The organism is Microcoleus sp. CAWBG58 (assembly GCF_020883045.1).
Taxonomy (GTDB): Bacteria; Cyanobacteriota; Cyanobacteriia; order Cyanobacteriales; family Microcoleaceae; genus Microcoleus.
The window spans coordinates 1-18,784 of the sequence record NZ_JAHRFA010000113.1 but is presented as its reverse complement, the minus strand read 5'-3'; the positions used below and the strand labels follow the sequence as shown (position 1 = coordinate 18,784).

Sequence of the window (18,784 nt, the reverse complement as noted above, 5' to 3'; positions counted from 1 at the left end):
TTGATGGCTAATTTACTTAGCAATATTCCCATTCATCTGGAGCGTTGGAGTTCCTTCCCTCACACTCCTGTGGATGCCTTTTATGTTTGTAACTCCTCCTAGTTGTAAAAAACCTACACCTGTCAGGTGCCCCCGTGCCCGCCCAGATCTCAGAAATAAACGATTTTTCGTTGGTGGGGCGGGGTAGGCTTTGTTGGCACTACCCCTACAAAATCCTCGTTTTTTGGAGAATGAAACAGCCCTGATATTATTTATCAAATCTGATGTTATAGAACAAGTTCGCTGCGAGATACCTTACTGCTTCTAGCAGGATTTGGCGTTAATTCCGGCGGCGAAACTTGAACGCTTCCCCATTCAGTCAAAAAGCTTTTCAGCAAAACCTCTTGCTGAGTGCGAAATGCCTCGACATTTGCCCCTCGATTCATAATCACAAACCACACGGTTTCTTGTTTTTGAGTGGGTAGCGCTCCGCCCAAAGCGCTAACATTATCCAACGTGCCAGATTTGACTACTGCTAGCTTTGGCAGCGCCCGTTCTGACAAGATTCCTTTATCTTTGCCAACTACAGTTAAGACATCAGCAACTGTCATGTTGTAAGGTTGCAGGTAGCGTTCTAAAGCGATAAATAACCCGCAGGCAGCCCTAGGAGAAATGCGATTGTCGTCGCTCAATCCGGAACCGTTGACGAGTTGAATTTCGGCGGAAGGAACTCCGGTTGCTGCTGCTGCTTTTTGCGCGACTGTTTTGGCGCCACCGACAGTATCAGCTAGCATATCTGCCATGAGATTGTTGCTGTACTGATTCATTTTTTTGATCAGTTCGGCGAGGGGTAAAGAATAATGTTTGGCTAACGGTACGGCGCTGGGACGTGCTGGCAAAACTTTGACAGTACCATCAATTACTATTTGGGGTTTCGGTGTATTGGGAGGAAGTGTTTGATACTGGGCGGCTGCTTCGCTGGGCCAGATTTCACTGTTCAATGCTTGTTTGAGCAATTCTCCTGATTTGAGGGGATTTAATTCAAAGTTCATGTAAAATTTACCGACAATTATTAAACTGCCAGTGACTCGTTTGATGCCTTTTTTATTTAAGATGTTACCGAGGCCGATCGCCTCTTCCCACACAAACAACGGATCTTCACTGCCCTCAATTACTAAATCGCCTTTTAATACGCCGTCTTTGATGGTGCCGTTGGTACTAATTTCGGTGATAAATTGATGTTCCGGCCCGAATTGTTGGAGGGCTACCAGAGATGTTGCTACTTTGGTAATGGAAGCGGCTGACAGAGGAACTGTACCTTGATGATTGGCGAGTAATGTATTGCCCGATTGCATCCAGATTCCTTGGTCTTCTTTGGCAGAACCTTGGGCCGTCAATCCGTTTAGATATTGCTGGATTTTGGTATTTGTGGCGGTTTCGGGATTGTTGACAGAGACTGTTAACGGCTGATTTGGTTTAACTGGTGGCGGGGAAGATTCGGCTACAGGAGAGGGAGTTGCAAGTTGGGGTGATTCGGTAGCGGCGCATCCGGTGATAATTGTGAGAAGGGCGATCGAGCTTACAGCACTCAAGTAGCGGTTTTTCAGCATTACCTTAATCTTTTCCATCAAATTTACGATCGTCTTTGGGCACACCCGATGGAAAGTTTAGCATTAGCCAGTGCCTCTTCCTTCTGGGATCTTCCTTCGCGCCAAGCAGCGCTTACGCGCGGCTTCGTCTAACGTGTCTTCGCGGTTCGTTAAATATAGATATCTTGGAAATGCTTCGGGTTTTATCTTCAGCGCCTGGGGTTCTCACCCCAGGCCGATCGCAATCACAAATTCTCGGTAAACTGGTTTATCCAGCCATATTGCCTATACTCCCCATACTCAGGGGCACCATTTCGCCGTGCATCGTCAAGCCTAATAACATCGGCTCATTAACTCGAATCAACTCTCCTGTAAGGGCGCAGCGTTCCTCCTGCTGTGCTGTGGCGTTAATGCTGGCTCGAATATCCGATCGACAAAACATCTGACGATACTCTCCAGACTTCTGCTGGACGTAATTCCAGAGCAAATCTCGAATCAAAGCTTGATAGCCTTGATTCCCAGCAAGCTCTTTCAATCTCTCCTTGAGCTCTCTTTCCAATCGAATGCTGGTGACTTCCATTTCGGTGGTTGAGGTTCTAGGTAGGGTATGCATAATTTTTCTCCGTGACGGGTGGACATATCTGTAATATCAGTGTAGTATGTTTAAAGCTAGATTTAAAGGTCTCAGATCACTATTCTGCCTACTGTGAAATTTTTCCCCACCTATTCTACTTATCAACTCAAGTGCGATCGCCCCAGGGGTGGCGCTGAGTCCTCACGGCAAGTCTTTGGGACGGGTTTGGCGAGCCTCACAGCGACCTCGTGGGCTGGGACAAGCCCAATTAAACCCGGTTATAGTGGATTAGGACTAATTGCAGAAATTAATGACAACGAGGTAGACCGGGACGGTCTGGAAGTGGCACGGCCACATCATAAAGATACGCGAAGCGGGAGGTACAGCTAAACGACTGTACCAACACAAGATGAAAATTTGCATGAAAGCAGTTTTTCTGGCCCCCGCTTCACTCGTAGGAGAAGCGGGGGCATTTGATTGGAGATTGGAGCAATTTGGCAAGGCTTGGGGAACTAGCGAAAACTAGATGTAGCCAATGCTGGGAAGTATTCCAAATCTAAAATCTAAAATCTAAAATCTAAAATCTAAAATCCAAACGAGGAGGAGCAAGCCGTGACCGTAGTAACTGATGTATTGAGGCAATCTGTTGTGGTATTTTCTCAAAATTACCTACCAATGAGCCGTGTCAACATCAAACGGGCGATCGTACTTTTGGTAACAGGCAAGGCTGAACCTCTGGATTTTAGCACCGGCAATGGCTATGTAGTGCGATCGCCCAGCACCAGCATCCACGTACCCGAACAAATCCGCTTGACTTTTGGTAACAGGGAACGGCTGTGGAAAGTTCCGCCGGTCAATCGCCGGGAAGTTCTGCGCCGAGACTCTCATGCTTGCCAATACTGCGGCAGCAACCGGCATTTGACGCTGGATCACGTGATGCCTCGATCGAAGGGCGGGCTGCATACTTGGGACAACGTGGTGACTGCTTGCGAACGGTGCAACTCTCGTAAGGGCGACAGAACTCCCATAGAAGCTCAAATGCCTCTGCGAACCAAGCCAAAGGCTCCCATTCACCCCACTGTTGCTTTTGCCGAAATGTTTTGGCACGAATACCAAATTGGGGAATAGGGCATTAGTCAGTTGACAGTTGACAGTTGACAGTTGACAGTTCTCAGTTGTCATTGGTAACTGGTAATTGGGAATTGGGAATTGGTAATTGGAAAGTGGAAAAGATTCTCGATATCGATCGAGATCGAAAAAATTTTATTTCCCCTGCCAGGGCTTCTCTGAACCAAATGCCCTATCCTTCGTCTGTGTGTTTAGGAGCGTCGGAAAATCCTAATCATTAAGGACTGATGACTGCTGATTACCCTTCGAGCCTTTTCTAAGCAAACTGACAACAGTCAACTGACTACTGACTACTGACTACTGACTACTGACAAATTTTCAATTCCAAATTTAGGGCTGTCAATATGCTGAAGTTGACTTACACTGAAACGGGCTTTAACCTGGAGCGTTTGGCTCAATCTCCCGAACAGTTAGTGGCGCTGCGAGTTGTGCTGGCTATGCGAGTTGGTCAAAGCATCAGCGTTGAACCGAGCACTGCGGCATTTTTGCTGCCCGCGAATTTGCCGGCGCTGTCTCTGTTGGAATCTGAGGCCCGCCGAGATGATACCGATTCGATCGACCTTTGTGTTGCTGATGCTGATTTTGTCGAGGTGACTCTGCGGGGTACGTGGATTGGAGAGGCGTCTGAGGGCGCCCAGGGGGTGTTTGCGACTGTTTTGAGCGATCGGGCGGAGCGGTTGTTGCTCGGACTCTGGCTCGAAACTCAGGCTGCTGCCGAGGTTGTCGGCGAAGTCGGCGATTAATATCCGATCGAGAAAGTTCGGCAGGGAGCATCTGGGCGCAAGCTTTTATAGCGCTGTCCCCGCTCGCGAGTGATACAATACGCGAGCGGGGACAGCACTGCTGTAAAAAAAATGCTTTTTGCGATCGGATGCTTTCTCCATCCCCGACTCCCCTTATACCAATTTTTTATAAGGCTGCATATAATTCGGATCGCCCTGGCACACCCCTTAATAAGGGGGGGATAAGATTCTTCTCAAAGTCCCCCGACTATCATGGGGATGCGAGGGGGATCCAGATATATGCAACTTCACATTAAATTGGTATTATGGCGTGTAAATGATGTTGAAGTAAATGCCGTTATCTTGCAGGTTGTTGCCTTTATCGGTAATTCTCACCAAAGGAAAAGCATAATCTACACGCAAGTTCACCCGCCGTATCGGTTCCCAGATTACCCCCAAACCCATACCTGCTAAAAATGTCTGATAGCTTATTTTATTAGGATTGTTGGGAGCGTTCCACACCGTACCCGCATCCAAAAAAGGAGCTAATTGAAGTTTGGGATTTCCCGAAGCATCCCGCTGCAAAGTAATCCGATCCTCGATCGACAGTCGGAAGCCGTTATCGCCAGAACGCACATTTTGGCGGTAGCCGCGCAGAGATTGCCCGCCGCCAATTACAAATTGCTGCGAAGGTAACAAACTATTAGCAGAAAGTTGCAAGTCTGACTGCAAAATTAATAAATGTTTATCATTTAATCGCTGTACTCGCTGCACTTGACCCAGCCAACTCAAAAATTGTCCGTCAGGGACAGAACCTTCATTTTGAGTAGCATCAAACAAGCTTGTGCCGATCGTAAATTGCGATCGCAAAGCCCAAGCACCCTGGGGGTCGCGCCGAATGTAGTCCTGTCCCAGCTTAATCGCAGTCGTAGTCGTGACACCATTGGAGTCAGGGCCCGAGCCAAATGGAGTTGGTACACCGGCGACAAAAGTTCTGCCTTTCTGATAAGTAATACCGGCAGATAAGGCAAATTCTTCGATCGGCGTTCTCCGCAGCGGTTGGCGGTAACTAACTTCAAATAAATGTGATTTTCCCGAAATGTCAGCAGAATCAAAAGGTTCTTGTACTATACTGTTGCGGTTCGGCGCTGCCCTCAATTGCAACGTGCCGTTCATCGCATTTAGCGGCAAGCGATAGCTGAAATCGAAGACATCTGAATCGCCGAGCGATCGATAATAAGCACCCGCAAGTTCATCGCCATTTCCTGTGAGATTGCGGTGCCGCAAACTAACACCCAATCTTTCAGAACCGACGCTGGGAGGCGAATAATTGTCAATGCTGAAACTAGATTGAAATGGATTAGCTTCCGTAACTCTGACAATCAGAATGCTCTCTCCTTCATTATCCCCAGCCCGCAGGCTGGCTTCTACATTGTCAAATAAAGGATCGACTCGCAGCAGCCGGAGTTGGTTTTCTAATGAAGCTGTACTTAAAGGCATTCGGGCACCGAGTCGAATCCGGCTGCGGATGTAACTTGGATGCAATCTTTTAGCTCCTTCTACCTCAATTCGGGTCAGCTTGCCTTCGATAACTTGAATTTTGACTACTCCTGCGGTGATAGTTTGGGGCGGCAAGACGGCTCTCGAAGTGATGTAGCCGCGATTGAGGTAAATTTCGGTAATTTTGTCGGCGATTTGTTTGAGCTGTTCTAGCGTGGTAGAACGGCCCTCTAACGGCTTGACTAAGGCATTAATTTCGTCTTGGCTTAAAATTGTGCTGCCAACTACTTGAATTTTCTGCACCTGAATTACCTGATTCGGGAGTGGCAGGGGAACTGGGGACGGGCGCTCCGGTGCAACTGGTGGCGGTATTTGAGGAGGTTCTGGGGAAGGCTGCGGGGCCGGTTGCAAAAATCGATCGCGATTGGGATCTGGCTGAGTCGGTGGCGCGGGCAGGTTTGGAGGAGTATTTTGTAAGTTTTGGGTTAAAAGATCGCAATCTACGGGATTCTCACATTTTGGCTCAGTGTTAACTAAATTTAGTCTTTCGGGTTCCGGATGCGCATCACAACCAGTTTTATTAATTGTGGAACAGCGATCGGCTTGGTTGTCAAGAGGATTGTTTTCGGCAAAATCCGGCAGTTGATTGGAGTTAGTTGCAGTTTCATCCTGCTTGATTTCGAGTTTTTGCAGTGCTAATACTCGGTTGGCCGGATCGGCTAAGTTGTGAGCGGCGGCGGGCAACTGAGAACTATCCTCCGTTTGGGATATAGCTTGATGGGCATCAAAGCAAGCAATGGGGAGCGCAGTTAGAAGTGAAATCCCCAACCGAAATATTGCAATATTTGCTCTCGGGCGCATAATTAATAATATTTTTTGTAAAATAAGTTTGCCTGCTGCTTGCACTATGCAAGTTTACCATTTAGTATTCGGCGCAATTTGACGATAAAATTTTCAATAGTCCGGCTTTCCAGAGACAAGGAGATCGGGAGCATCTCAATTTTGCTATCGAAGTCGATCGATCTTTTAGATTTTAGAGTTTAGATTTGGGCGATTGGGGGATTGAGTCACGAGGATCTGGACTCTAGGACGATTTGAAGAGCGATCGCTTCAATAAGAAATGCCCAGTTGCAACATCCGAGCTTTTCCTAGCGAATCTTAATGCTCCTGGATTTGCCAGGTTAAATGTATCTGGTATGGAATTATTTTTTGGCGATGGGTGTTAACTCACTGGGGATTAATGGTTCTCGGGCAATTTTGCCGAGTTCGACTGCACTCAACACTTCTGACCACTCGATCGCTAAACTGGCATCGCTGGGAGACTCCACGCGCAATTGAGCTAGAGCTGCCAAATACTCGTACCAGAGACCTTGTTTGCCGAAGATGCTCAGCTTGGCGCGACCCTCGGGCGATCGATCCAACTCTGTTTTCAAGGTTGGGGCAACTGCGATGCGGTTTATCCACCCTGAAACGAGAACCTCATCTCTATAGTTTTTTGGGTTGCATTTGATAGTAAAGTACCATTGATAGTTTTTGCCAACTTCCAGGGCTGGCGAGTTGCCGTCGGAGGCGAGGTTGATGCTAACGATACCAGGACGGCTCGTTACCATCCGAAAACTTTTTTTGTATACCGTTTTGTCGCTTTCGTCTGCTAACTCAAACTGAACTGTTTTGTCGATGGCTACGGGAAGGTAGTAGAAAAATGTCGGCTTTGCTGATATTGTTTGCCCCATAGTTGATTGGGGAATCAAGGCAGTTAAGGCATTTGTGGCAGTGCATTCTAAGCCGCGGGTTCCTCCCCCTTCCCGCCTTCCGGGTACTCCCTGCTCCGGCGGTTGAAAGTTATTCCACGTGCCTCCCAATTGCTGGTTGTTCGGTCTGCTTCCAGTTAGTTCCGGGGGTTGAACTGTTTGCCAGTTGAGTGGTAGCTGCGGTTGTGAGGGGCGGCGGACATTGTTACCGGGGCTGTTGAGAGCCTCTGCTGGTATTAAACTACCAACGGCAACTCCCTCTAGAGACAGAATTAAGGAAAGAGCACCGATGTTTAGAGCAGACTTCCAAGCCATGACGAACCTGCCTTCTAATGAACCTAGGAACTTAAACACACGATTTTATTCTACCCAAGGTTTTGACGGATCTAGTAATCTGTTGTACTTAATTTATATCTTCCAACAGATACGATTAGTTTGGCCCTTCTGAGCAAGATGGAATTCTGTGTCGCGTTTTTCAGTGGTAGCTTAGTAGTTATACTTACTTGCCTGCACGACAGCAGGTTGGGTTGAGCTTGTCAAAGCCAATGTTCAGAAAGACTAATATTCCGTTTTTTTTACTCTGGTCGCAGGCTAAAAAGCGTCTTTTCGTAGAAAAACCGGTTGATGCGTCAGTTCAGGATATCAGGAACCTCGGCAATTTTGCTGATGAGCCTAAAGCGATCGGCTACAAGTGAGCAAATTAAGTTTTCTGTACAATACAATAGCGGCAAAAAAATTTAGCATGAATCTCGATTCACCTGTTCTCTCGGACAAACAGCCTTCGGGGCTGCGGATGGTAAGACCGATCGGGGTCTTGGCGCTGCACGGCATTACTTTTTTAGGAAATAGGTTATTCGCGGTCGATCGCACCGAAGGGCTACTATTGGAGATCGATCGAGAAACTGACAACACTACTGTTTTGAATCCTCATCAAACGGGTAAGTTTGCAGGCGCAACCGGGCTGGCGATTTGGGAAGATACTCTCTGGTTTTCGCGAGATGAGGATATTTGTTGCTGTCCGGGTGCAATTCGGGATGGGGCAATCGCACAACTCAAACCGCAACATTTTGTTTCCCTTTCTTATCCCGCTGACGGTATTGCAGTTTGGCAATCTACGCTGTATGTGACTTGCCAGAGATTGGGCTATATTCTGGTTTTTGATGTAAAAACTGGTCGGGAAATTACTCGGTTTTACGCTCCCGGTATTGGCATAGAAAATATCACTGTCCGGGATGAGGAACTCTGGGTTTGCGACAAGACTGAGCAAACTGTTTACTGTTTGGAACGGGCAACTGGGGAGATTAAATTTAGCGTTTTGACTCCCTTTGAGTGGCCTTCGGGTTTGGCTTTTCACAAAGATGCCCAGACGGGCGAAGAGGTTCTGTACGTGGCTTATGCCGGGGATGAACTTTATATCCGGGACGATCCGAATTCGGAAGATCCTTTTCAGTTGACGAAGCGCGATCGCACTTTTGTTCACCCTTTATCTTTTCACTACAATGAAGCCGAACGCTACGCTCTGTCAAACGGTTTTTTGATGGAAATGTCCTATGTCGAGGAACTGTCTCCTCTGGATGAGGTAGAAATCGATAAATTGGAGTGGCGGATTGCTTTACCTTCGGACACTCACCGGCAAAAAGTGAGGAAAATTACGCCGATAGGGATGCCTTTTACTGAGGAAATTCAGGAAGGGGAACGGGTGGCGGTGTTTAAGTTCGATCGCCTCTTGAAGGGGGAACGGCGAATTTTTGGCTGGAAGGCTTTGTTGGAAGTGCGATCGATCAAGTATCAGTTGTCACCTCGGAATGTAGAAAAGATACCGCCACTGTCGCCGGAGTTTGCAGCGAAGTATTTGGTGGACAATGATAATTTGGCGATGGATACGGAGATTGTGCGATCGGCTGCGGTGGCTTCCATTGGCACAGAAACTAATATTCTGAGGAAGTTACTGAGCATTCGCAATTTTGTTTACGACCAACTTTCCTACGGGATTAGACCTCACATTGACACTCCCGATATTGTACTGCGTCGCGGCGTCGGTTCTTGTGGCGAGTATGTGGGGTTGTTGTTGGCTTTGGCAAGGTTGAACGGGATTGCTTGTCGCACAATTGGGCGCTATAAGTGTCCGGCTTTTGCTGACAGAAAAGGTTTGCCGCTGGAACCCGATTTCAATCACGTTTGGCTGGAGTTTTACATTCCAGGTTTTGGCTGGGTGCCGATGGAATCTAATCCTGATGACATTCAAGACAGAGGCCCTTATCCTTTGCGGTTTTTTATGGGTTTAGCTTGGTATCACGTGGAAATTGGCAAGGGAATTCGCTTCCAAAGTCTCACCAGCGGGGGTCTGCCTTTGAAGAAGGAGGATGTTTCCGTGGGAAGTCTGGCCATTAATCATGTCCGGTTTACAATTTTGGAAGAGTTGTTTTAAGGAAGAGTTGACAGTTGACAGTTGACAGTTGACAGTTGACAGAGGGAGGATTTTTCTCATCTCCCCCTCTCGCCCAATTCAAAACACGTCCGGTACAATAACCGTTATCAGGTTTGTAGTGAGGACTTTAGTCCGCAGGTTTGTAGTGAGGACTTTAGTCCGCAGGTTTGTAGTGAGGACTTTAGTCCGCAGGTTTGTAGTGAGGACTTTAGTCCGCAGGTTTGTAGTGAGGACTTTAGTCCGCAGGTTTGTAGTGAGGACTTTAGTCCGCAGAGTTTTATGAGGATTGCCATTCCTCGCTACAAACTAATTTTATGTCGTTTGTGCGATCGCACATAATCTCAAGTCTAAATCTCAAGTATAAGGCAAGCAGGAGGGGTTGTGGAATTTTCGATTGCTAATTTGCTGGTTTTGGTAGCCTTTGTGCTGTTGCTGACAGTGACTGGCGGGGTCGCTTATTTGACAGCAGTTGAATGGCGCGATCGGAGGCGGTTAGATAACGCCAAACGTAAAAAATAGTCGCTATTTGCTGTTGACAAATTGCATTTGTCATGCTAATAAATAAGGCGACATACTTGGATGGTCTTTAGAGGTTTGTAGTGAGGACTTTAGTCCGCAAAAATTGATGCGGACTGAAGTCCTCACTACAAACCTATTTGATTTAGTAGGATTCACGGGCGGGACACCCGCGCCACAATCAACACACTTGAAGTCATTGGTTGTTGGTTATTGGTTGTTGGTTGTTGGTTGTTGGTTGTTGGTTGTTGGTTATTGGTTATTGGTTATTGGTTGTTGGTTATTGGTTATTGGTTATTGGTTATTGGTTATTGGTTATTGGTTATTGGTTATTGGTTATTGGTTGTGCATTTAAATTGTATCTTTAGGGCGGGCAAGATGCCCGCCCCACAAAAGTTTAACTTTATTCGGACGTGCAATTTAAATGCCTCGGAGCTTATTTGTCCTATGTTTCTTGTTAGTTGTTCGTTCTAACAACCAATAACCAGTAACTCATGCCCTATGCCCTATGCCCTATGCCCTAGTCAATTATCCACGCGCGAATCAGTTCGTTTACCTGTTCTGGTACTTCGTCGTGGGGACAGTGACCAGCTTTGATAAAGTGTTCTGTCAACTGCGGATAATGTTCGCGGAATTTGGCGCTTCTGTTGGTAGAATTCATCCACGGATCGCCCTCTCCCCACAGCATTAGCAGCGGGCAATTTAATTGACTCAACAATACGTCGTTTTTTTCACCTTGGGGTGTTCGGAAGACGGAGGCGAATACTTTGGGTGCACCCGGATCGCAGGAGGGTTGGTAAATTTCTTCTACTAATTGGTCTGTGACGGCGCTTTGGTCGAGATAAACTTTTTGTAGGGTTTTCCGAATTGTCGATCGCTGGCGCACGTATTGGAACAGCAGAAAACTTGCCCAATCTTGCTGAAATAAGGTTTTAGCTACGGTAGATATGGCTTTTTGCAAGGGCGGGGCTTCGGGTGCGGGCTGAGGTTCGCTGAAGGGGCCGGCGCTGTTGATTAAGATGAGTCCGATCGCCGATTCGGGACGCTGGGCTGCTACGCACAAGGCGGCGTAGCCTCCGAGGGAGTTGCCGGCTAATACGGCGGGCCTGCCGATGACGTTGGTGATAAAGTCGTGGAGTTGGTCGCGCCAGAGCTCGCCGCTGTACTGGATTTCGGGTTTTGCCGATCGCCCGAATCCGATTAAGTCGATCGCCCAGACTTCAAAGTCTTTGCTCAGCCCGCTGATATTTTTGCGCCAGTGGTCTGTGGATGCTCCAAAACCGTGAATTAACAGCAGGGGAGGGCGTTCTGGATGTCGATCGCCGGATCGAACATAGTATACTGAATGGCCCCGCCATTGCCAGTATGTGCCTGGAATGGGGGCTGCGGTGATGGCTGGGATTGTTTGCATAATGTAAAGAAATAAGTATTTACTTTAACTATTGTATCGTGAGGTTCAGATTTATAAAGTTTTGCCAACGCGCTGGGGTTTTGCCAGTAAGGGATACGTCAAGTTGGTCGAGTTGGGCTAGTGCGGGCGATCGCACTCATAATAAATAAGTTTTGTAACAAATATTGATTTGGTAAAGGTCGCAGCAGTCGGATTTTCAGTATTCGATCGGCATTTGGGAAATATATCTGGTTTCGACTGCAACACACCTACGTAGGATCCTTGCGATTTTTGGCACAAGTAGGAGATCTAGGCGATCGGGCCCAAGCTGTGGTGGTGGGAGTCGATCCCCATTGGCTAGGAGTCAAGGGATCGACTTTTTTGGACGGGTTTCCGATCTTTTCAAGGTGGGGATCGTTTGGTAAGCGAGCTGTTGACGGCTTGGGATGCAGCGGGTTCAGCGACCGTGCCCCGGCAAAAGCCGATCTCAAAAATCAGGCTGCGGGTAGAAGTTATAAGTAAAATTACTGGTAGTTCTTGGCAAAAGTTTCTGAGAATCGCAGAATATTTTGTGATGTTCTTTGCTTTTCTTAACGGCTTTGATACTCTAAGATAGAAATAGAGCTGCGCCGCTCAATTAATGAGTATTTTGAATACTAGGGAGCCAACTATGCAGGGTGTGAAGTTTATCCACCTGAAAGTTAGGGAGTTTTCTGAGTGATTGCTATCTCAGCCCGTCCGGTCGTCGGACGCAATTGGATTACGATTAGCTTCGCTTCTACCCTATACCTTTGTCCTATTTTGGATCTGCTCCTAGCAGAGATTCCGCCTCACTGGCAAGCGGAATTACGGTTGGGGCTTCAAGAAGCTTTGGTAAATGCTGCCAAGCATGGAAATAAGTTAGACCCCAGTAAAACTGTTGGAGTCCGTTTTTCTATCGTCCAAAACGAATATTGGTGGGTGATATCAGACGAAGGTTGTGGCTTTAAAGCACCTTGCGGTTGCGACCTTTATACCGATACTTGCGACAGTCTCATAGCAGAGGATGTTGCAGATAATTCTGCATTCCCCCATGTTGAACAAGAATGTGGTAGGGGGCTGTTTATCCTTTACCAAATATTCGATCGGGTTGAGTGGAATTCTCAAGGCACAGAGTTACGGCTGTGCAAAGAACTTCCCAGTCGCTACCGGCTGCCTCGCTTGCGCTAGAACTGATATTTGGTAGCATTTTTCAGCTCAGCTCGACCTGCAATTTTTTCGTTTCCTCGCTGAACCGAGGATGGAAAATTTTGAGTATCAAGCTATTGATAGTAGATGATAATGCAAAATGTGAGTTTTGAGTGAGAAAAGTATAAATCTTTTTTAGCTCGCAATCGCGCTGCTCGATCGAGTAGCGCGATTGTTTGAGTTTTGGGCTCTTGTCAAATATTTAACTCAAGACTCAAAATTATTTGCCGTGAGTGGGACAGGGAGGGGCAGAGATCGATCGATCCAGCCATCCTGCTGCTTGGTTGAGGCGCGGGAGGGCTTCTTCGGGCTGATTTTTCAGCAAAAAGACCAAAGCGGCTGCGGCTTGCTCTCCGGCCCGGGCGGAACGGTTGGCTTTGAGGCGGTGCCAATCTCTTTCGGAAATGGCGAGGCGGGCTGCTAGGGCTTGAGCCAGTTCTACTGTGCTCAGCTCGTTGAGGTTGACAGTTTGGGTTGTTTGTGTAGTTTCAAGCATAGATGGCAATTATAGCTATTTGGCTGCGGTTTCTGAATTGAAAAAATATACTGCATATAATAACAAGTTAATTGGGAATTGTTTTTTTAAGTATTGTCGGGTTTGCAGATCGAAATGCCTCAACAGCCGTCAGAGTTAAATCGGGAAGATTCAGAAAATGAGTTTGTGGAGGCGATCGCAGCAGTGGAGCGATCGCTCGCATCCGTCAAAGAGCGTTACACTCAGATTCAGTGCGATCGCCAGCGCCAAGCCGAACTCGGCAACCGGCGAGAAGATGTCCGCCAGTCTCTGCGCCAAAATCCATTACCGCAACTCAAGAAAGAATTGCGGGAAATTGAGCAAGAATTGGAAACGATCGAGTTAAATTTAGAAAGCAGTCTGTTTTCTTGGGGAAGCATAAAACAACCTTTTTGGCAAGCGGTTCGCTTTGGGGGACTCGGCATTTTGCTTGGTTGGATTTTGAAATCCTATACGGGATAGTTTTGGATTTTTTTAACCGCAGAGGGCGCAGAGGGCGCAGAGGAAGAGAAAAGAGAGAATTGTGGTGCAAAATATTAAATAAACGGGAGTGGATATGACAAATCAACGAATTGCAGCAATTTTGCGCGCTGGTGAACCGGACGAAACCGTAACTGTTCAAGGCTGGGTTCGTACTAAGCGCGAATTGAAAGAATTTGCCTTTGTGGAAGTCAACGACGGTTCGGCGATGGCTAATTTACAAGTAGTTATCAATGCCGATTTGCCAGATTTTGAAAATGTACTTAAACAGTTAAATACAGGTGCATCTCTAGAAGTTTCGGGGGTGCTGGTGGCATCTCCGGCGAAGGGACAGCGAATTGAGTTGAAAGCTTCACAAGTACAAGTTTACGGCGAAGCAGACCCGCAAACTTATCCGCTCCAGAAAAAGCGGCATTCCTTGGAATTTTTGCGAACAATCGCCCATTTGCGGCCGCGCACAAACACCCACGGTGCAGTTTTTCGAGTGCGGAATGCTTGTTCGGCGGCGGTACACCAATTTTTTCAAGAACGCGGTTTTTTGTGGGTTCACACTCCGATTCTGGCTGCTAGCGATTGCGAAGGTGCGGGGGAAATGTTTTCTGTTACTAACTTCGATCTAAAAAATGTGCCGCGCACTGATTCGCAAGAGGTTGATTATGCGAAAGACTTTTTTGGAAAGCGCGCCTATTTAACAGTTAGCGGTCAGTTGGAAGCGGAAGTTATGGCGATGGCTTTCGGCAATGTTTACACTTTCGGCCCGACTTTCCGAGCGGAAAATTCTAATACTTCGCGGCATTTAGCTGAGTTTTGGATGATTGAACCGGAGATGGCTTTCTGCGATTTACAGGGTAATATGGATTTGGCTGAAGCATTTTTAAAGTACATTTTTAACTTTGTTTTGGAGCATTGTCCTGAAGATATGGAGTTTTTCAACGAGCGGATTGATAAGACGGTTTTGGCTACGGCTGAAAATATTATTAACAATCAGTTTGAGCGGATTACTTACACGGAGGCGATCGCACTTTTGGAAAAAGCCGACAAAAAGTTTGATTTTCCGGTAAGCTGGGGCTTAGATTTGCAGTCGGAACACGAGCGCTATTTGGCTGAGGATTTGTTTAAAAAGCCGACCATTGTCAGCGATTATCCCGTCGGGATTAAAGCATTTTATATGCGTTTAAACGAGGACGAGAAAACTGTCCGAGCCATGGATGTTTTGGCTCCGAATATTGGGGAAATTATCGGCGGTTCGCAGCGGGAAGAACGGCTCGATGTGTTGGAGAGGCGCATGGAAGCCCAGGGTATGAATAAGGAGGAGTTGTGGTGGTATTTGGATTTGCGCCGCTACGGTACTGTGCCTCACGCTGGCTTTGGTTTGGGGTTTGAACGGCTGGTGCAGTTTATGACTGGAATGGGGAATATTCGCGATGTGATTCCGTTTCCGAGAGCACCTTTGACTATTGATTTTTAGTTGACGATTGTGTGGCAAAACGTAGGGACACGGCAATGCCCATTGGTGTCAACTTAACGTTAAACCCAGTCAGAGACTGCTGGCAAGACTATTAAGCCTAGATCCCCCCTAGCCCCCCTTAAGAAGGGGGGGACAAGAGTCTTTTCAAAGTCCCCCTTCTTAAGGGGGATTTAGGGGGATCTAGACTCAGCTAAAAGCGAGAATTCTCATGGCTTTCAGGCTTAAGTTGACACTAATGGGCAATGCCGTGTCCCTACTAAAATATAAAATCTAAAATGGTATAAACTAATGGTTCTTCAAATCTCATCGAGTTCCAAGGCACCAACTGTCACCTGGGAAGCCCTACCAGCCGACTTTATATTACCGGACGATCCCGTGGAAAATATTCAACAACCGCCCCTTGCTGCTGCTCTCACCGATGCTCTGGGAGCCGCCGGACGCATTGGACTCGCCCTTATTGGTTCTAATTTTGGACTGGTAGCGACTATCAATCAGAAAACTGTAGTCAAAGCACCCGATTGGTTTTACGTGCCGCAAGCGCATCCAGTTGCTGAGGGGACGATTCGCCGCAGTTACACGCCCAATCTGGAGGGTGCGCCGATATCGGTGGTGATGGAGTTTTTGTCTGACGAAGATTATGGGGAACTGTCGGTGCGATCGACTCCTCCCTACGGTAAGCTCTACTTCTACGAGCAGATTCTGCAAGTGCCTACCTATGTTACTTACGACCCCTACGAGCACAAGTTGGAAGTGCGGTATCTGCAAAATGGGAGCTATGTAACCCAGGCTGCTGATGCACAGGGACGGGTGCGGATTCCCGAGTTGGATTTGTGGCTGGGGATTTGGCGGGGGGAACGTTTGGGGCAAACTATGAATTGGCTGCGCTGGTGGGATTCCCAGGGAAATTTGCTGTTGTGGAGTTCGGAACAAGCCCAACAGGAACGCCAGCGGGCCGAACAGGAACGCCAGCGGGCCGAACAGGAACGTCTGCGGGCGGAGGTATTGGCGGCAAAGTTGCGAGAGTTGGGTGTCGATCCCGATCGGCTAGCATGAACGGGCGGGATGTTCGTTAGTTGAGTTTTTCTGGGGGGCGATCGAAATTGAGAGATGTTGAACAAGTGTGGGATACAGCGAGCATATTGTGTAAAACAATCCCAATATCATACACACAATTGAAAATACTTGCTAACATTGATAAAAAAACTTCCAGTACCTGCTCTAGCTCATTACTTGGGTGGAACAGAAAATTTAGCGTTGAGTCAGCGCGGGGTGGAGTTAAAGCTGTGGATAATAGGGCTAGCAATCCAACTCGAAGTTGAAAAACATCGATTGAAACCGTCCGAACTACTCAAAAAACGAGGAAGGAATAATGAGTGATGGCCAAAGACTAGCAGATATTAAGGAGATTCTGGAACTGCTCTACGAAAAACTGGGAGAGTTTGAAAAGGAGCTGGCTATTAGCAATAGCACTCCGGCTAAGTTTGAGCTAAAACACAAGATTAAGCGAGAGATTCTCCCCGACATTCGCCGCTACGAAGCTGAGTATTGGGAACTGTACCCGATCGAAACCATTATCATCTCCAACGAAGAAGCAGAAACTCAACTAGCTCAACTAGAGCAGGCTGTTGAATCTATTGAGCGCATTCCGCAAACTGAATATCCTGCCCAACTGATTCCGCTACTGCAAGACATCCGAGCCAAGTTGGACGAAGGGGACAAAGCCGCTTCAGCTAAGTTGAAAGTAACTTTGCCACTGATTCCCCTCCTTGCCTCTTACGAGCTGGAGATGGATACAGAAGGGGTTATGCACAAAACCTGGAAGACAATCAAGCGTTTAGTTCGGAGATAAGTTGTGTCGAAGGAAAGGCTAGAACAAGCGCTTGTGAATTGGCAACGTAAACAAGCTGAGTACGAGTATGAATTATCAGTAACTAGCAGCACAGAAAAAAAGTTTGAGCTACGAATAAAAATTGAGGAATGCCAGAGGGAAAGTAAGAGACTTAAAGAAAGTAGTAATAACCCCGATGCCAATTTTGATAAAAAGAGCATCAGCGCGAGCGAGAAATCAGAAAATTTGAGCTATACCCTTATGAATCCTACACCAAATAATCCCGATCCGAAGCTAAATCCTTTACATATTACTCTTGGTATTTTGGCTTTACTAGGAGGCTTAGGACTTGGATATTTCACTGTTACAATTTCAAGTAACCCCCCTAAACCACCTATAAGTTCTACGGAAAATTTAACCACACCGATAAAAGTCGATCTGACTGTCATAGATATAGAGACAAAACAAGCAATATCAGATATTAAAGTTTACTTTTTATCTAAAGGAGCGCCAACAAAAAAGATGACGGATGATAATGGGTATACTTCTATAGAAATTCCAGAGCGAGGAGATATTCAAGTTACTCTGAGCAAATCTGGCTACAAAACTAAAAATTTTACAATCAATCTAGAAACTGACAAAAATCGAACCAGATCCGAGTATATGGAAAAAGAGTCTTTGACAAAAGACACTGGAAAAGTCCCAGACGTACCGCTAGCTCCCTCCAATTCATCTTCAAAACCTGACGCAAATACAGACAGTTCAACTAATCGTATTATTTCAGAAAGTCCAAGAGCTAATCCAGAAAAAATAGGAGAATTAGAAGGCTCGAAATTATTTGAGCATAGCATAAGTGCTAATTTACCAGAGCAAACGTATCACTTCAAATTAGCAAATACCAGCGATGTTAGCTTGTATCTTGATGGAGTAAGCAGTGAGGCACAAATTGTTCTCAATAAAGCTAATCAAGCAGGAGTTGTAACAAGCTACATGACTATGAGTTCAGCTTCTAATGCCAAGTCTGGAGTAATCCAAGAGAAGTTAGAGACTGGAGATTACGTCGTTGTCGTTAAGTTAAAATCTCGCGAAACTCAATATTTTTTACGTTTATTTAATAATACAAATCTCGCTAAAAATGTTGACTATCTCGAAAGTGAGAAAAAATATCCAAGTCAAACTATTAGTTCCCAGTATCCAGAAAAATACTATCACTTTAAATTAGCTAATCCCACTAATGTTAGCTTACGTCTAGAGGGAGTAAATAGTGTTACACAAATTCTTCTTTATAAAGCTGACGAAGCAGGAGTTCTAAAAAATTACATGACTATGAGTTCAGCTTCTAATGCTAAGTCTGGAGTAATCAAAGAGAATTTAACTACGGGAGATTACGTCGTTGTCATTCGCTTGAAAACTAGGGATACTGATTACAACCTTACCATGTCGGCTCAATAAAAATTATAGTCATACCAATTCACTATGAAGCTGCACTAAAATATAAGGTAAAAGTAGAGGAAATCCAATATGGCGAACAAACTTCAGGTACAAATCCAGGAAACGGTTGAGAAACTAGAGCATCGACTCGAAGGTCATGTGACCGCCGTAAATAAAGAAAAATTACTGGTATTATACTGGCTGGCGACCAAGAAAATCCAAAAAAGAGCAGAATTAGCCACGATGTTGAAACGAGACG

20 protein-coding genes and 1 pseudogene are annotated in these 18,784 nt (G+C 46.4%); 15 read left to right on the top strand and 6 right to left on the bottom strand.

Going from position 1 to position 18,784, the window contains the following annotated elements:
* Positions 1 to 266 precede the first annotated feature (266 nt).
* Together QZ918_RS30275 and QZ918_RS30270 are read right to left on the bottom strand one after the other, a co-directional pair.
* The gene (locus tag QZ918_RS30275; protein WP_293342090.1) at positions 267 to 1,607 is read right to left on the bottom strand and encodes a D-alanyl-D-alanine carboxypeptidase; all 1,341 of its coding nucleotides are present in this window, start codon (positions 1,605 to 1,607) and stop codon (positions 267 to 269) included.
* 229 nt (positions 1,608 to 1,836) lie between these two features.
* Positions 1,837 to 2,181: a ribbon-helix-helix domain-containing protein gene (locus QZ918_RS30270; RefSeq protein ID WP_293342088.1), complete on the bottom strand. Its 345-nt coding sequence runs from the start codon at positions 2,179 to 2,181 to the stop codon at positions 1,837 to 1,839.
* Positions 2,182 to 2,754: 573 nt separating this feature from the next.
* Between QZ918_RS30270 and QZ918_RS30265 the strand changes: the two genes are divergently transcribed.
* The 3 genes from QZ918_RS30265 (at position 2,755) to QZ918_RS30255 (ending at position 4,013) form a co-directional block, all read left to right on the top strand.
* Positions 2,755 to 3,270, top strand: coding sequence for an HNH endonuclease (locus QZ918_RS30265; protein WP_293124219.1), 516 nt, complete (start codon positions 2,755 to 2,757; stop codon positions 3,268 to 3,270).
* 47 nt (positions 3,271 to 3,317) lie between these two features.
* The gene (locus tag QZ918_RS30260) at positions 3,318 to 3,491 is read left to right on the top strand and encodes a hypothetical protein (RefSeq protein WP_293147549.1); all 174 of its coding nucleotides are present in this window, start codon (positions 3,318 to 3,320) and stop codon (positions 3,489 to 3,491) included.
* A gap of 123 nt (positions 3,492 to 3,614) precedes the next feature.
* Positions 3,615 to 4,013 (top strand): alr0857 family protein, encoded by a 399-nt coding sequence (locus tag QZ918_RS30255; RefSeq protein ID WP_293147547.1) that lies wholly within the window; start codon positions 3,615 to 3,617, stop codon positions 4,011 to 4,013.
* A 303-nt stretch (positions 4,014 to 4,316) separates the two neighbouring features.
* Here QZ918_RS30255 and QZ918_RS30250 read toward each other — a convergent pair whose 3' ends face one another.
* The gene (locus QZ918_RS30250; RefSeq protein ID WP_293342085.1) at positions 4,317 to 6,353 is read right to left on the bottom strand and encodes a ShlB/FhaC/HecB family hemolysin secretion/activation protein; all 2,037 of its coding nucleotides are present in this window, start codon (positions 6,351 to 6,353) and stop codon (positions 4,317 to 4,319) included.
* A gap of 341 nt (positions 6,354 to 6,694) precedes the next feature.
* On the bottom strand, positions 6,695 to 7,558 hold the full coding sequence (locus QZ918_RS30245; RefSeq protein WP_293342082.1) for a DUF928 domain-containing protein: 864 nt from the start codon (positions 7,556 to 7,558) through the stop codon (positions 6,695 to 6,697).
* Between the two features lie 427 nt (positions 7,559 to 7,985).
* On the opposite strand from QZ918_RS30245, the gene QZ918_RS30240 reads away from it, so the two are divergent.
* The 5 genes and pseudogenes from QZ918_RS30240 to QZ918_RS30225 all read left to right on the top strand — a co-directional run bounded on the left by QZ918_RS30240 (position 7,986) and on the right by QZ918_RS30225 (position 10,661).
* Positions 7,986 to 9,671 carry a transglutaminase domain-containing protein gene (locus QZ918_RS30240; protein WP_293342079.1) on the top strand — a complete coding sequence of 562 codons (1,686 nt, stop codon included), beginning with the start codon at positions 7,986 to 7,988 and terminating at the stop codon, positions 9,669 to 9,671.
* A 147-nt stretch (positions 9,672 to 9,818) separates the two neighbouring features.
* Positions 9,819 to 10,010 (top strand): annotated as a pseudogene (locus QZ918_RS30235) (hypothetical protein); the annotation flags it as partial.
* A 42-nt stretch (positions 10,011 to 10,052) separates the two neighbouring features.
* Positions 10,053 to 10,190 carry a hypothetical protein gene (locus QZ918_RS30230; RefSeq protein ID WP_293147539.1) on the top strand — a complete coding sequence of 46 codons (138 nt, stop codon included), beginning with the start codon at positions 10,053 to 10,055 and terminating at the stop codon, positions 10,188 to 10,190.
* A 106-nt stretch (positions 10,191 to 10,296) separates the two neighbouring features.
* Entirely contained in the window at positions 10,297 to 10,542 is a 246-nt protein-coding gene (locus tag QZ918_RS33350) for a hypothetical protein (RefSeq protein ID WP_527250461.1), read from the top strand.
* Positions 10,443 to 10,661: a hypothetical protein gene (locus tag QZ918_RS30225; RefSeq protein WP_527250462.1), complete on the top strand. Its 219-nt coding sequence runs from the start codon at positions 10,443 to 10,445 to the stop codon at positions 10,659 to 10,661. The genes QZ918_RS33350 and QZ918_RS30225 overlap by 100 nt, the downstream gene beginning before the upstream one ends.
* Before the next feature lie 46 nt (positions 10,662 to 10,707).
* Here QZ918_RS30225 and QZ918_RS30220 read toward each other — a convergent pair whose 3' ends face one another.
* On the bottom strand, positions 10,708 to 11,598 hold the full coding sequence (locus QZ918_RS30220; protein WP_293342073.1) for an alpha/beta fold hydrolase: 891 nt from the start codon (positions 11,596 to 11,598) through the stop codon (positions 10,708 to 10,710).
* Between the two features lie 261 nt (positions 11,599 to 11,859).
* Between QZ918_RS30220 and QZ918_RS30215 the strand changes: the two genes are divergently transcribed.
* Positions 11,860 to 12,099 carry a hypothetical protein gene (locus QZ918_RS30215; RefSeq protein WP_293147535.1) on the top strand — a complete coding sequence of 80 codons (240 nt, stop codon included), beginning with the start codon at positions 11,860 to 11,862 and terminating at the stop codon, positions 12,097 to 12,099.
* 195 nt (positions 12,100 to 12,294) lie between these two features.
* A complete protein-coding gene (locus QZ918_RS30210) occupies positions 12,295 to 12,786 on the top strand; it encodes an ATP-binding protein (RefSeq protein WP_293147533.1) in 492 nt (163 codons plus the stop codon).
* Between the two features lie 238 nt (positions 12,787 to 13,024).
* Here the strand turns inward: QZ918_RS30210 and QZ918_RS30205 are convergent, their stop codons facing one another.
* On the bottom strand, positions 13,025 to 13,300 hold the full coding sequence (locus tag QZ918_RS30205) for a DUF6439 family protein (protein WP_293342070.1): 276 nt from the start codon (positions 13,298 to 13,300) through the stop codon (positions 13,025 to 13,027).
* 114 nt (positions 13,301 to 13,414) lie between these two features.
* Here QZ918_RS30205 and QZ918_RS30200 point away from each other — a divergent pair, with 114 nt between their 5' ends.
* From QZ918_RS30200 to QZ918_RS30180, 5 genes are all read left to right on the top strand, one after another.
* Complete coding sequence (locus tag QZ918_RS30200) at positions 13,415 to 13,780, top strand: sll0565 family protein (RefSeq protein ID WP_293342068.1); 366 nt, start codon at positions 13,415 to 13,417, stop codon at positions 13,778 to 13,780.
* Between the two features lie 94 nt (positions 13,781 to 13,874).
* Positions 13,875 to 15,266: an asparagine--tRNA ligase gene (gene asnS, locus QZ918_RS30195; RefSeq protein WP_293342066.1), complete on the top strand. Its 1,392-nt coding sequence runs from the start codon at positions 13,875 to 13,877 to the stop codon at positions 15,264 to 15,266.
* Between the two features lie 288 nt (positions 15,267 to 15,554).
* On the top strand, positions 15,555 to 16,319 hold the full coding sequence (locus QZ918_RS30190) for a Uma2 family endonuclease (RefSeq protein WP_293342064.1): 765 nt from the start codon (positions 15,555 to 15,557) through the stop codon (positions 16,317 to 16,319).
* A gap of 316 nt (positions 16,320 to 16,635) precedes the next feature.
* Positions 16,636 to 17,115, top strand: coding sequence for a hypothetical protein (locus QZ918_RS30185; protein ID WP_293342061.1), 480 nt, complete (start codon positions 16,636 to 16,638; stop codon positions 17,113 to 17,115).
* Between the two features lie 33 nt (positions 17,116 to 17,148).
* Entirely contained in the window at positions 17,149 to 18,546 is a 1,398-nt protein-coding gene (locus QZ918_RS30180) for a peptidase associated/transthyretin-like domain-containing protein (protein WP_293342058.1), read from the top strand.
* Positions 18,547 to 18,784 lie beyond the last annotated feature (238 nt).

Bases quoted from the DNA above. Each gene is read 5' to 3' on its own strand.
- QZ918_RS30190 (WP_293342064.1), top strand. From the start codon at position 15,555: ATGGTTCTTCAAATCTCATCGAGTTCCAAGGCACCAACTGTCACCTGG.
- QZ918_RS30250 (WP_293342085.1), bottom strand. From the start codon at position 6,353: ATGCGCCCGAGAGCAAATATTGCAATATTTCGGTTGGGGATTTCACTT.
- asnS (WP_293342066.1), top strand. From the start codon at position 13,875: ATGACAAATCAACGAATTGCAGCAATTTTGCGCGCTGGTGAACCGGAC.
- QZ918_RS30200 (WP_293342068.1), top strand. From the start codon at position 13,415: ATGCCTCAACAGCCGTCAGAGTTAAATCGGGAAGATTCAGAAAATGAG.
- QZ918_RS30220 (WP_293342073.1), bottom strand. From the start codon at position 11,598: ATGCAAACAATCCCAGCCATCACCGCAGCCCCCATTCCAGGCACATAC.
- QZ918_RS30240 (WP_293342079.1), top strand. From the start codon at position 7,986: ATGAATCTCGATTCACCTGTTCTCTCGGACAAACAGCCTTCGGGGCTG.
- QZ918_RS30275 (WP_293342090.1), bottom strand. From the start codon at position 1,607: ATGGAAAAGATTAAGGTAATGCTGAAAAACCGCTACTTGAGTGCTGTA.
- QZ918_RS30270 (WP_293342088.1), bottom strand. From the start codon at position 2,181: ATGCATACCCTACCTAGAACCTCAACCACCGAAATGGAAGTCACCAGC.
- QZ918_RS30185 (WP_293342061.1), top strand. From the start codon at position 16,636: ATGAGTGATGGCCAAAGACTAGCAGATATTAAGGAGATTCTGGAACTG.
- QZ918_RS30255 (WP_293147547.1), top strand. From the start codon at position 3,615: ATGCTGAAGTTGACTTACACTGAAACGGGCTTTAACCTGGAGCGTTTG.
- QZ918_RS30205 (WP_293342070.1), bottom strand. From the start codon at position 13,300: ATGCTTGAAACTACACAAACAACCCAAACTGTCAACCTCAACGAGCTG.
- QZ918_RS33350 (WP_527250461.1), top strand. From the start codon at position 10,297: ATGCGGACTGAAGTCCTCACTACAAACCTATTTGATTTAGTAGGATTC.
- QZ918_RS30245 (WP_293342082.1), bottom strand. From the start codon at position 7,558: ATGGCTTGGAAGTCTGCTCTAAACATCGGTGCTCTTTCCTTAATTCTG.